Origin of the sequence: Kingella negevensis (genome assembly GCF_030177895.1) — a bacterium.
Taxonomy (GTDB): Bacteria; Pseudomonadota; Gammaproteobacteria; order Burkholderiales; family Neisseriaceae; genus Kingella_C; species Kingella_C negevensis.
Genome location: NZ_CP123448.1, coordinates 1856349 through 1868099 on the forward strand (window position 1 = coordinate 1856349; position 11751 = coordinate 1868099).

At 44.3% G+C, this 11751-nt stretch carries 15 protein-coding genes and 1 pseudogene; 12 read left to right on the plus strand and 4 right to left on the minus strand.

Annotated elements, in window-relative coordinates; all coding sequences use genetic code 11:
• The first annotated feature begins 94 nt into the window (after positions 1-94).
• Positions 95-797: pseudogene (locus tag QEO93_RS10130) on the plus strand (IS5 family transposase).
• A gap of 56 nt (positions 798-853) precedes the next feature.
• Here the strand turns inward: QEO93_RS10130 and QEO93_RS10135 are convergent.
• From QEO93_RS10135 to QEO93_RS10150, 4 genes are all read right to left on the minus strand, one after another.
• Positions 854-1726: a ParB/RepB/Spo0J family partition protein gene (locus QEO93_RS10135; RefSeq protein WP_032137781.1), complete on the minus strand. Its 873-nt coding sequence runs from the start codon at positions 1724-1726 to the stop codon at positions 854-856.
• Positions 1727-1816: 90 nt separating this feature from the next.
• Complete coding sequence (locus QEO93_RS10140) at positions 1817-2656, minus strand: RnfABCDGE type electron transport complex subunit B (RefSeq protein WP_032137780.1); 840 nt, start codon at positions 2654-2656, stop codon at positions 1817-1819.
• 116 nt (positions 2657-2772) lie between these two features.
• Entirely contained in the window at positions 2773-4335 is a 1563-nt protein-coding gene (locus tag QEO93_RS10145; protein ID WP_032137779.1) for a phospholipase D family protein, read from the minus strand.
• A 55-nt stretch (positions 4336-4390) separates the two neighbouring features.
• A complete protein-coding gene (locus tag QEO93_RS10150) occupies positions 4391-4588 on the minus strand; it encodes a hexameric tyrosine-coordinated heme protein (protein WP_032137778.1) in 198 nt (65 codons plus the stop codon).
• Positions 4589-4740: 152 nt separating this feature from the next.
• Here QEO93_RS10150 and QEO93_RS10155 point away from each other — a divergent pair, with 152 nt between their 5' ends.
• From QEO93_RS10155 to QEO93_RS10205, 11 genes are all read left to right on the plus strand, one after another.
• Complete coding sequence (locus tag QEO93_RS10155) at positions 4741-5013, plus strand: ACT domain-containing protein (protein ID WP_032137844.1); 273 nt, start codon at positions 4741-4743, stop codon at positions 5011-5013.
• A 26-nt stretch (positions 5014-5039) separates the two neighbouring features.
• The gene (gene dld / locus QEO93_RS10160; protein ID WP_032137777.1) at positions 5040-6731 is read left to right on the plus strand and encodes a D-lactate dehydrogenase; all 1692 of its coding nucleotides are present in this window, start codon (positions 5040-5042) and stop codon (positions 6729-6731) included.
• 79 nt (positions 6732-6810) lie between these two features.
• Positions 6811-7053: a type II toxin-antitoxin system Phd/YefM family antitoxin gene (locus tag QEO93_RS10165; protein WP_032137843.1), complete on the plus strand. Its 243-nt coding sequence runs from the start codon at positions 6811-6813 to the stop codon at positions 7051-7053.
• An 89-nt stretch (positions 7054-7142) separates the two neighbouring features.
• On the plus strand, positions 7143-7328 hold the full coding sequence (locus QEO93_RS10170) for a type II toxin-antitoxin system RelE family toxin (RefSeq protein ID WP_003790309.1): 186 nt from the start codon (positions 7143-7145) through the stop codon (positions 7326-7328).
• 101 nt (positions 7329-7429) lie between these two features.
• On the plus strand, positions 7430-7672 hold the full coding sequence (locus QEO93_RS10175; protein ID WP_284627589.1) for a transposase: 243 nt from the start codon (positions 7430-7432) through the stop codon (positions 7670-7672).
• A 34-nt stretch (positions 7673-7706) separates the two neighbouring features.
• Positions 7707-8189, plus strand: a complete 483-nt coding sequence (locus QEO93_RS10180; RefSeq protein WP_085815636.1) for an IS5 family transposase — start codon at positions 7707-7709, stop codon at positions 8187-8189.
• A gap of 25 nt (positions 8190-8214) precedes the next feature.
• Complete coding sequence (locus tag QEO93_RS10185) at positions 8215-8559, plus strand: hypothetical protein (protein ID WP_245190682.1); 345 nt, start codon at positions 8215-8217, stop codon at positions 8557-8559.
• A gap of 47 nt (positions 8560-8606) precedes the next feature.
• Positions 8607-9965 (plus strand): PFL family protein, encoded by a 1359-nt coding sequence (locus QEO93_RS10190; protein WP_032137863.1) that lies wholly within the window; start codon positions 8607-8609, stop codon positions 9963-9965.
• Positions 9966-10059: 94 nt separating this feature from the next.
• On the plus strand, positions 10060-11214 hold the full coding sequence (locus QEO93_RS10195; protein WP_085815409.1) for a PIN domain-containing protein: 1155 nt from the start codon (positions 10060-10062) through the stop codon (positions 11212-11214).
• A 96-nt stretch (positions 11215-11310) separates the two neighbouring features.
• Positions 11311-11577: a hypothetical protein gene (locus QEO93_RS10200; protein ID WP_032137865.1), complete on the plus strand. Its 267-nt coding sequence runs from the start codon at positions 11311-11313 to the stop codon at positions 11575-11577.
• A 3-nt stretch (positions 11578-11580) separates the two neighbouring features.
• Positions 11581-11709, plus strand: a complete 129-nt coding sequence (locus tag QEO93_RS10205; protein WP_257875030.1) for a hypothetical protein — start codon at positions 11581-11583, stop codon at positions 11707-11709.
• Positions 11710-11751 lie beyond the last annotated feature (42 nt).

Genomic DNA, 11751 nt, shown 5'->3' on the forward strand with positions numbered 1-11751 from the left:
ATTTCATTTAAAAAAATGAGTATCCATAATTGATTAGATAAAAAAATGGCGAATGAGTAAAATTTAATTTCTACAAAAAACCTTACCATTCGCCATGCCTCGCCTAATGCTCAATAACAAACAATGGACAAGACTGAAAGCTATTTTACTCAAACAAGGTATTTACGACAAAGAAAATTTGCGTAAAACCGTCGAAGGTATTTTATACCACATGAGAACAGGCATTCCTTGGCGAGATTTGCCAAAATATTTTGGTAAATCTAACACGATTTATAAAACATTTAACCGTTGGTCTGCTGCTAATAAATTTATGGACATATTTAAGCAACTCATTGATTATCCTGATATGGAATGGATATTGATTGATGGAACTTACGTTAAAGCACATCAACACAGCAATGTTGCCAATCCTAAAGCACAAGCAATTGGTCAAAGTGTTGGTGGCAACACGAGTAAAATTCATCTAGCAGTATGTTAAAGTTGCGCCTGAATGGATTGCTAAATTGGATTTAAGTGAAACATCAATAGTTTGTGCAGACAAAGGTTATGATTCAGAACCTTTTCGTGAGCAAATTGAAGCTGAAGATACTCATTCAAATATACCAGTAAAATCAAATAACAAGAAAAAAGGTAATCATCACATGGACTGGCATTTATATAAATGTCGCCATGTTGTAGAAAACCAATTTAACAAAATTAAAAACTACCGAGCTATTGCTACACGGTTTGATAAACTAAAGCGAAATTATGAAAATAATGTCGCTCTAGCCCTTGCGTATCAATGGCCCAAGCTATGAATGTTCAACAAGACCTAGTTATCTAGGACAGCCCCTTAATTTTTTTAATTTCATAATTAACTATTTGATTTTATACCTAATTGATTCAATAATCGCTCAAACCCATCCACAGAATCAAACTGAATAACTACACTCCCCTTCTTCCTATCGCGCGTCTTAATCTGCACCACCAAGCCCAACTTCTCAGTCAGCTCTTCTTCAATTCGCACAATATCAGGGTCAATTCTTGCCACTTTTTCAGGCTGCTTACCTTGCAACAGAGATTGCCCACGCTTTTCCGTTTCGCGCACCGACCAGCCATTTTTCACCGCCTTCTGCGCCACATCAAGCTGCTCATTCACAGGCAAACTCAACAACGCACGCGCGTGTCCCATTTCCAAATCACGGCTAAACAACATTTCCTGCACAGGCTCAGGCAACTTCAGCAAACGCAGACTATTCGTAATCGCACTACGGCTACGCCCAACCGCTTCCGCTACCGCCTCATGCGTCAATTCAAACTCATCAATCAAACGGCGAAAGCCCTGCGCCTCCTCAATCGGATTCAAATTCTCGCGCTGAATATTCTCAATCAAGCCCATCGCCATCGCAGACTTATCATTGATTTGCTTCACCACCACAGGAATTTCTGCCAATCCAGCCAACTGCGCCGCACGCCAACGGCGTTCCCCAGCAATCAACTCATAGCCGTCCAAACCATATTCACGCACAATCACAGGCTGAATAATCCCCTGCGCCTTAATCGATTCCGCCAACTCATGCAAAGCCGCATCATCAATCTGCACACGCGCCTGATAACGCCCCACACGAACCGCCTCCACAGGCACATTCGTCAAACGGTCGCCATCTTCCATATTATTCAGGCTGCCTGAAAGCGCAATCAGCGAATCCAAACCCCTACCCAAACCACCCTTAGGCTTTTGAGACATTCCAAATCCTTCAACAAACAAAGTAGGTCGGATTCTCGAATCCGACATTTCAAAATTTCACGAGTGTCGGATTCAAGAATCCGACCTACATCAACTTAAACGAGCGTCCTGCTCTTCCTTATGCTTACGCAACCATTCAATCGCTGCCTCTTTTTCCGCGCCAGAACCATATTTTGCCGTATTCATATAACGGCGGAAAGTCGCCTTTTCCTGCGCCTTTTTCACTTCCATTTCGCGAAACGACTCACGATTATTCGGCACAACACGCGCCGCCTGTTGCGACTGTGCCCGAGCCATTGCCTGAGCAATCAAATCAGCAGGATTCACCGCCGCCGTTTTCTTTGGCACGTTCACATTTTCAGGCTGCGATTTTGCCAACAATTTTGCCTGACGCGCCACAATTTCCTGTTTACGTTCCTGTTCATCGCGCGCTTTTCGGCGCGTGTGATTATCAAACCGAGCCAACGCATGCGCCGCCGCTGCAAATCTTTCAGGCTGCCCACCTTGCGCCAAATCACGCGCCATCGGCAAAAACGCCTGTTCAGTCGGCTGCATATAAATGCAATCCACAGGACATGGCGCAACACACAAACCGCAGCCCATGCACTCGTCTGCCAGCACCGTGTGCATCAGCTTAGACGCGCCCATAATCGCATCAACAGGACACGCTCGAATACACGCCGTGCAACCAATACACACCGCTTCATCAATCCAAGCCAGTTGTTTTGGCTGGATTTTTTCAGGCTGCAACGGTGCGCGATTCAACAAATTCGCCACGTCCAACATCACCACTTCGCCGCCTGCGCTACATAAATTGATAGCTGCTTCCCCTTGTGCCAATGCTTCAGCATAAGGTAAGCAGCCTGAAAAACCGCATTCGCGGCATTGAGTTTGGGGGAGAAGAGCATTGATTTGTTGAGCAGTAACCATAGTTTTCAAAAAATTATTTTTAGGCTGCCATTATAGAAAAGCAGCCTGAAAGACGTAAATTCAAAGCTATGAATTATAACCCATTCGCCCATGATTTCCTGAAAAAATACTTGTTTTTACAACAATCTTTCAATCGGTAACCAAGACAAAACTCGACTAATTACTCTTTTGAAAAAGCCCGCTTCAGGTTCTTTTTTACTCGGCAGCAAATCATTCGCAGGGTCGTTCCATTGCAAACGCCCTTTGTCGTTTAGCGTAACATGATACGCGCCCACCGCCATTTCATCTTTCAGGCTGCTATTCATGTTTTGCGCCAAAACAGGGCTATGCAACACCAGCCCCATTTCCGTGTTCAACCGCGCAGAACGTGGGTCAAGATTGAACGAACCCACAAACACGCGCTTGCTGTCCACCACAAAAGTTTTCGCGTGTAAGCTGGAAGACGAACTGCCCGTCAGCCCCGTGTCTTTCATCTTCGCAAAACTCGGTTTGCCGTCCGCCTTAAATTCATACAAATCGACGCCAGCGAGCAACATCGGCTTGCGATATTTCACATAACCCGAATGCACCGCCGCTACATCAGTCGCCGCCAAAGAATTGGTTAAAACGGTGGTTTTCACACCACGCTCAACCATTTTCTTCAGCACGTCCACGCCCGATTTGGTCGGCACAAAATACGGGCTAACGAGATAAATATCTTTTTGCGGCGAACCAAGCGCACGGCGGATTTCTTCGCTCACGTTTACGCGCACTTTTCTGTCCAACGCTTTGGCTGGGTCGTCGCTGACAAGCTGCATTTGCGTTTGAATAAACGGCACGTTTTTTTGTGCGGCAGCCTGAATTAACGGGGCTTGCGACAAATCTTCTGCGTAACGCTGTGCCGCTTCGGTTTGCGTGTCATCTTGCTGCAAACGCTTTTCTCCGCGCTCAATGCTGGCTTTTTTTACAATCATTTCAAATGGATAGGCTGAATCGCTGCGCCAATAACGGTCAAATTCTTGCGAAATTCGGGTAACGATGCCACCGCTGACTAACACGTCCATGTCGACGAATGCGGTTTCGTGGTTGTCATCAAAATATTCGTCGCCCACGTTGCGTCCACCTACAACGCTGGCGCGGTTATCTGCGGTAAGTGATTTGTTGTGCATTCGGCGATTCACGCGCGGAAAGTCGTTTAGGTAGCCGAGTGCGCGCCATTTGCGGTGCAAAAATGGGTTGAACAGGCGGATTTGTATGTTGGGGTGCGCATTCACGGCGGCGAGTAAGTCGTCCATGCCGCGCGTGTTGTTGTCGTCTAATAATAGACGAATGCGTACGCCACGCTCGGCAGCCTGAAACAATTTGCGTAGCAGCATTCTGCCTGATACGTCGTCGTGCCAGATATAGTATTGCGCGTCTATGGATACGTCTGCGTTTTCAATTAGTTGGATTCGGGCGGCGAGTGCGTCGCGTGTGTCGTTTAGCACGTAGGCTTGTCCGTTGAACAGGGGTTCTTTGCTTGTTTCGGACGTGGCTTGGACTTCGGTATCGGTTTCGCTGGCGGCTGGCAGTTGCAGGGCTTGCTCTAGTCGCTCGGAATGGACGGTGGGGATGTATATGCTGGGGGTGCGTGTGGATAAGTCGGGCAGCGTTTGGCAGGCTGTGAGAAATAGGGCGCTGAATAGAATGGGATAACGCATAGCTTTTAGTATAAAATGCAGCCTGAAAATGTTTTCAGGCTGCATTTGTGTTGATTTATTCTGAAATAGATGGGGTGTTGCGCCAGTAATTATTGGCGGCGGCAACGGTGGCAAAATGTTGGGCAATCACTTGCGCGGCGTGTTCGTTTTCGCGGTAAAGTTGATTGATAACGCCAAATTGATACAGGCGATAGGCGATTAACCAGCCGTCTTCAATGGTTTTTGCGGATAAAGAATTGTTTAAGGAATCCATAGAATGCTCGCTTGATATTATTATTGAGTAGCTTGAAAGAAGCGTATTTTAGGGATTATTGCTTATTTTGGCAAACGGACATTTTTTGATTTTCAGGCTGTAAAGTCGGCTTTATAATGAAATCCTTTACGCGCTTTTTTGAAAGGAAAATGATGTCTCAATCTGTGGTAACTGTGGTTGGTAAAGACCGCGTGGGTATTGTGTACGAAGTGTCTAAGCTATTGGCGGGAAATCAAATTAATATTGTGAACATTAGTCAGCAATTGATGGGCGAATTTTTCACGATGATTATTTTGGTGGACGCTGAAAAATGCAGCCTGAAACCAACTGAATTAGCGGAATTGTTTGCCAATGAAGGACAAAAATTGGCTTTGGATATTCGTATTCAAAATGAAGAGATTTTTAACGCTATGCACCGTATCTAAATCACTTTTTTAAAGAGGAAAAAATCATGGCTTCTCCCAAATTAGTTGAACAACTTCGCCAAATTGTTGGCAATGCAGATGTTTTAACCGACCCTTCGCAAACGGCGCAATACCGCGAGGGTTATCGTTTTGGTTCAGGAGCGGCGTTGGCAGTTGTGCGTCCGCAAACCTTGTTACAACAATGGCAAGTCGTTAAAGCCTGTGTGGATGCCAATGTGATTATCATCAGCCAAGCGTCAAACACAGGCTTAACAGGCGGTTCAACACCGCAAGGCTCGGATTACGACCGCGATATTGTCATCATCAACACGATGAAAATCAAAGGTACGCAATTGATTAACGACAACGCGCAAGTCGTCTGCCTAGCTGGTGCAACTTTGAACGAACTGGAATTGCTGCTCAAACCGCTTGGGCGCGAACCGCATTCCGTGATTGGTTCTTCGTGCATTGGCGCGAGCGTGATTGGTGGCGTGTGCAACAATTCGGGCGGTTCGTTGGTGCAACGCGGCCCTGCTTACACCGAAATGGCCTTGTATGCTCAAATCGGCGAAAACGGCGAATTGGAATTGGTGAATCACTTGGGCATTGATTTGGGCGACACGCCAGAAGAAATTTTGACGAATTTACAAGGACATCATTATCAACGCAAAGACGTTCACGAGGGCGGCAAAGGACACGACCATTCTTATTGCAATCACGTCCGCCAAGTGGATGCCGACACGCCAGCGCGTTTCAATGCAGACCCAGCACGCCACTACGAAGCATCAGGCAGCGCAGGTAAATTAGCCGTGTTCGCCGTACGTTTGGACACATTCGTCTCTGAAAAAAACACCGCCGTGTTCTACGTTGGCACAAACAACACTGCCGTTTTAACGCAAATCCGCCGAAATATGTTGGCAGAATTCAAAAACTTGCCGATTTCAGGCGAGTATATCCACCGCGATGCGTTTGATATTGCACTGGATTATGGCAAAGATATGTTCTACGTCATCAAACACGCAGGCACAGCAAACTTGCCTAAACTGTTTGACTTAAAAGCGAAAGTGGACAGATTGGCGAAAAAAATGCCTGTGTTGCCAAAAGATTTTTCCGACCGCTTTATGCAAGTTGGTTCAAAACTCTTGCCGCAACATTTGCCGCAAAGCATGATGGATTATCACAAGCAATACGAACATCATCTGATTATCAAAATGGGCGGCGATGGCGTGGCAGAAGCGCGTGAATACTTGAAAAATCTGTTTGCCGACAGCAGCAAAGGCGCGTTTTTTGAGTGTAATCCACAAGAAGCACAAGCTGCCATGTTGCACCGATTTGCCGTGGCAAGCGCGGCGGTTCGTTATCGCGCCGTGCATTCCGATGAAGTGGAAGAAATTTTGGCGTTGGACATCGCCTTGCGCCGCAATGATGAAGACTGGTTTGAAACGCTGCCTGAAAGCATCAACAGCAAAATCAGCCATAAATTGTATTACGGACACTTCTTCTGCCACGTTTTCCACCAAGATTACATTGTGAAAAAAGGCAACGATTGGGTGGCTTTGGAACATGAAATGTTAGCGTTGTTGGACAAACGTGGGGCGCAATATCCTGCGGAACACAACGTAGGTCATTTGTATGAAGCCAAACCCGAACTCAAAGCCTTCTATCGCCAATTAGACCCAACCAATAGCTTTAACGTGGGCATTGGGCATACGTCTAAAAAGAGAAATTGGGCTGAATAATGGAATAAAAGTGCAGGCTGCTTTGTGCGATGAAAAGCAGCCTGCACATTCGCAACAATATTTTTTTGGGAGATCCATCATGCAAGCCGTATTAGCCGATTACGCCGTGAGCGTTGCCGAATTAAAGCGCAATTACGCTTCTATTATTGATGAAGCCACAGGCGCGGTTGCTGTGTTGAATCACAACAAGCCCGAAGCGTATTTAATCCCAGCGCAGCATTACGAGCAGTTAATGGATTATTTGGAAGATTTGCAAGACGCGCAAATCATTCAAGAGCGTATTAACTCACCAAGCCGCGAGGTTTCGCTAGATGAGTTATAAATTACCGCTTTGTTGCCGAAGCGGAAGATGAATGGCGCAAGCTAGACAACAGCATCAAGCAATAATTTAAATCCGCGCTAGCCAAACGCTTGGAAAATCCGCGCATTCCATCTGCTGCGTTACATAATATGCCTGATTGCTACAAAATTAAATTGCGTAAAATCGGCTATCGTCTCGTTTATCGTGTTGATGATAATGTGATTACGGTTACAGTCATCGCCATTGGTAAACGCGATAAAAGCGTAGTTTATGATGTGGCAAATAGTCGCTTGTAAATTTTAATTTCGCTGAACTTTATTTCAGGCAGCCTGAAAAAGGAAATACCCATGAAAAAATTTCTAAGAACCTGTATTCACAAAAATGATAAAATATCTTTATGACTAGAAAATCCTACCCAACAGACTTAACAGATGCCCAATGGCAAGCGATTGAGCCACATTTTAACCAGCTACGCCACTACAAATGGGATAAACGTCAATTAGTGAATGCCGTTTTGTACATCACCAAAACAGGTTGCCAATGGCGTATGCTGCCCAATGATTTTCCACCTTATTCAACCGTATGGAGTTTCTATCGCAGAGCCAATCAGGCTTATGGGATAGAATTCTTTTGGCATTGATTCAAAAAAACGTTTAATCCATCAAAAACAAGCAATGCCAACTTATGCCATTATTGATTCACAAAGTGTCAAAATAGCTTCTAGCGCACATGATAAAGGTTTTGATGGAGGTAAAAAAATCAAAGGTCGTAAGCGACATATAGCTGTTGATACGTTGGGTAATCTATTGTCTGTTGTGGTTCATGCAGCCAATATTCATGACACAAAAGCAGGTATTTTTGTAGCAAAAAAAGCGTTTGAGACCTATCCGAGTTTAAAAGGTTTCTGTGCGGACGCAGGTTATCGGAATACATTTGAGCGTGAAGTATCAGAGCAATTGGGTTTAACTGTTGAGATTTCAAAGAGAATTCAAGATATTTCTTGGCATATTCTGCCCAAACGTTGGATTGTAGAACGAACGTTTGCATGGTTAGGTTGGTCTCGACGTTTAGCAAAAGATTTTGAGCAGACGAATTTATCTGCTGAAAATTTTGTTAAACTAGGGTATATTTCACAAATATTAAAATTTATCAAATAGTTGTTTGTGAATACGGGTTCTAACTTTGTGTGTTATCGCCTTTTCATTAACCGCCTGTTCTTTGGGACATTATGATGAAGAAGCCATATTGCGCGTGAAACAAGAATGGCAAACCAAGTTAGAAACCTTGCCTGTTGGCGCAAACGAAACCGAGCTAACGCAATGGTTAAAACAAAATGGTTTACTCAAAAATGGTGAACAGCCTAATTTAAGCAATCGCAAATACGTTACTAACGTACCAAATGGCTATTTTCCTTTTAAAAGCAGCATTATTTCTTGCAATGGTCTTTTTACTGAACTCACTATTCGGTTAGACGAGCAAAATCGTGTTACCACAAAAGAAATAAAAACATTTGATAGTTGTTTTTAATTCCAAAAGGCTGCCTGAAAACCAAAAAAACAAGGAAATCTTAAAACATGAGCAACATTCACAGCAACGAAATTCTAGAAACCATTCGCATGGTTTCCGACCAAAATTTTGACGTTCGCACGATTACGATTGGCATTGATTTGCACGACTGCATTCACCCCGACATCAATGTGTTGAACCAAAATATTTACAATAAAATCACAACGATTGGTAAAGATTTAGTGGCAACCGCCAAACATTTATCCGCAAAATACGGTGTGCCGATTGTCAATCAACGCATTTCCGTAACCCCAATCGCACAAATCGCGGCGGCAACCAATGCGGATAGTTACGTTTCTATCGCGCAAACGTTGGACAAGGCGGCAAAAACGATTGGTGTATCGTTTATTGGCGGCTTTTCGGCGTTGGTGCAAAAAGGCATGTCGCCAGCCGATAAGATTTTGATTCGCAGCATTCCCGAAGCGATGAAAACGACCGACATCGTGTGTTCGTCTATCAACATCGGCTCAACTCGCGCAGGCATTAACATGGACGCGGTAAAATTAGCGGGCGAAATCATCAAGCAAACGGCGGAAATCACACCCGAAGGTTTCGGTTGCGCGAAAATTGTCGTGTTCTGCAATGCGGTGGAAGACAATCCATTTATGGCAGGCGCGTTTCACGGTTCAGGCGAAGCGGACGCAGTGATTAACGTGGGCGTTTCAGGGCCAGGCGTGGTGCAGGCTGCTTTGAAAGATTGCGACAGCCACGATTTGACGGAAATTGCGGAAGTGGTGAAAAAAACCGCGTTCAAAATCACACGCGTGGGCGAATTGATTGGGCAGGAAGCAGCGAAAATGTTGAATATTCCGTTTGGCATTTTGGATTTGTCGCTTGCGCCAACCCCTGCGATTGGCGACAGCGTAGCGCGAATTTTGGAAAGCATGGGTTTGTCGGTTTGTGGTACGCACGGTACAACGGCGGCTTTGGCGTTGCTCAATGACGCGGTGAAAAAAGGTGGCATGATGGCAAGCAGTGCGGTGGGTGGTTTGAGTGGCGCGTTCATTCCTGTGTCGGAAGACGAGGGCATGATTGCGGCGGCAGAAAGCGGCATTTTAACGCTGGATAAATTGGAAGCGATGACGGCGGTTTGTTCGGTGGGCTTGGATATGATTGCGGTGGCTGGCACGACAAGCGCGGCGACGATTTCGGGCATTATCGTGGACGAGGCGGCAATCGGTATGATTAACAGCAAAACGACTGCGGTTCGCATTATTCCTGTAACTGGGAAAGATGTGGGCGAGAGTGTGGAATTTGGCGGTTTGTTGGGTTATGCGCCGATTATGCCGACTAAAGAGGGTAGCTGTGAGGTGTTTATCAATCGCGGTGGGCGGATTCCTGCGCCTGTGCAGTCTATGAAAAATTGATTTTTTTGAGGTTTCAGGCAGCGTTTTTTGATGAGAAAGGCTGCCTGAAAATTTGTAATAAAATTTAATTTCAGGCAGCCTGAAAGGAAATAAATTGAAACATTTATTGATTGATTTTGAAAATGTACAACCGCAAAATTTAGATAAATTGCCCGAAACTGACACGCATATTTGGTTATTTTTGGGCGTTAATCAGAAAAATTTGTCGGTTGAATTGGTTAAATCATTGTTACGATTTGGCGAGTGTGTGCATTTGGTTCAGTTGCAAAAATCAGGCAAAAACGCGCTGGATTTTTATTTGAGCTATTATTTGGGGCAAATCACGGCAACGGATAAAAATGCGATGATTGGCATTTTATCGCGTGATGGCGGTTATGATGTGTTGGTTGAACACATTTTGGCGGAACATCAGGCGCAAGATATTGTGCGTTTGGCTAGTTTGAATGAAGTGGAAGAAATTGCCCATATTCAATCAAGTGAAACTGTTGTTTTAGCGGAAAATCAATCGGAAAAGCTGCCTGAAACAACAGAAAAAGTTGTAACCGAAACAGTATCGCTTGCGCCGTATTTTCAAGCTGTTTTTCGTGCATTGCGCCAACCTAACGCATTTTTGCCTACGCGGTTGCACAATTTGGAATCAAATTTGCGTACTCATATTTTGCGCGATATGTTGGAAAATAAAAATGATGATGACCGCAATAAAATTGTCAATGAAGCTATTAACAAATTGAAAACGCAAAAATTCATTACGATTGATGATGAACGGAATACGGTGCAATATCATTTAAGTGATAGTGATATTCTTGAGAAAATTCAACGCTATATTTTAAATATTAAGCCGAAAACGTATGCAGAGTTTCAGGCAGCCGTTTCGCAACGCGTTGCGGATTTTGATGTAAGAATTGAAGTTGGCGATATTCAAGGATTAGCGCGGAATATGCGTGAACGTGAATTGATTCGCCAAAATAATGGGAAAATTGAATATGCGCCGTTTCCTAATCCGCCACAAGCAGTAGCGCAAACTGCCAAGCAGCCTGAAAAATATCAACCCAATTCTGAAATGTGGCAAAAAGTGTTGGCATCATTGGCGGTAGCACATGAAAAACGCCCAACTCGTATGGCATCATTGAAAAATGTTATTAAAGCACACGCAAAATGCAGCGATGGAGAAGTAGAAAAATTATTCCAACACTTACAAGATAAAAAAATTATTTTACTGAAAAATCAAAAAGTTATTTATACAAAATAATTTCAAGCAGCCAGAAAGGAAAAATATGACACAAGCAGAAATTGAAAAATTAAAAATGCTGTTTGATATCGCCAAATCAATGAAAACGCCGTGCGCATGGGGTCGTTTACAGGCTTGCTGTTTACGATTTTCTCGGTACTGGTGTGGCGAATTTTGATGGAGCAACAATTCACGGCAAACGTGGAATGGATGCTGTATATTTTTTGCTTTGTGATTTCAGCTTTGATTTTGTTGATTATCAGCAGTTTACTGCGCGTTACATTATCCGCGCAGCCTGAATACACGGACTTTTCGCCGTTTTGGGAAAAGCTCTCGCATGAAGAAACCGATTTTCAAATGAGCTGCGAAATGGCGTGCCAGTAATATTTGCAAGCCAGTCAGCGCAGTCGCCCAAAAGCGGAAAAGCAATTCCGTATTTTGCGCTGGGTTGCTACGTGTATTCAGTTGGCGTATTTGCTGCTTGGTGGCTTTGCTGTTTTTGGTGCTTTGATTTGAATGCAGCCTGAAAAAAAGAACAGAGATTTTTCAATCTCTGTT

Excerpts from the sequence above, each read along its gene's own strand:
- QEO93_RS10135 (WP_032137781.1), bottom strand. The coding sequence starts at position 1,726 with ATGTCTCAAAAGCCTAAGGGTGGTTTGGGTAGGGGTTTGGATTCGCTG.
- QEO93_RS10140 (WP_032137780.1), bottom strand. The coding sequence starts at position 2,656 with ATGGTTACTGCTCAACAAATCAATGCTCTTCTCCCCCAAACTCAATGC.
- QEO93_RS10145 (WP_032137779.1), bottom strand. The coding sequence starts at position 4,335 with ATGCGTTATCCCATTCTATTCAGCGCCCTATTTCTCACAGCCTGCCAA.
- QEO93_RS10150 (WP_032137778.1), bottom strand. The coding sequence starts at position 4,588 with ATGGATTCCTTAAACAATTCTTTATCCGCAAAAACCATTGAAGACGGC.
- QEO93_RS10155 (WP_032137844.1), top strand. The coding sequence starts at position 4,741 with ATGTCTCAATCTGTGGTAACTGTGGTTGGTAAAGACCGCGTGGGTATT.
- dld (WP_032137777.1), top strand. The coding sequence starts at position 5,040 with ATGGCTTCTCCCAAATTAGTTGAACAACTTCGCCAAATTGTTGGCAAT.
- QEO93_RS10165 (WP_032137843.1), top strand. The coding sequence starts at position 6,811 with ATGCAAGCCGTATTAGCCGATTACGCCGTGAGCGTTGCCGAATTAAAG.
- QEO93_RS10175 (WP_284627589.1), top strand. The coding sequence starts at position 7,430 with ATGACTAGAAAATCCTACCCAACAGACTTAACAGATGCCCAATGGCAA.
- QEO93_RS10180 (WP_085815636.1), top strand. The coding sequence starts at position 7,707 with ATGCCAACTTATGCCATTATTGATTCACAAAGTGTCAAAATAGCTTCT.
- QEO93_RS10190 (WP_032137863.1), top strand. The coding sequence starts at position 8,607 with ATGAGCAACATTCACAGCAACGAAATTCTAGAAACCATTCGCATGGTT.
- QEO93_RS10200 (WP_032137865.1), top strand. The coding sequence starts at position 11,311 with ATGGGGTCGTTTACAGGCTTGCTGTTTACGATTTTCTCGGTACTGGTG.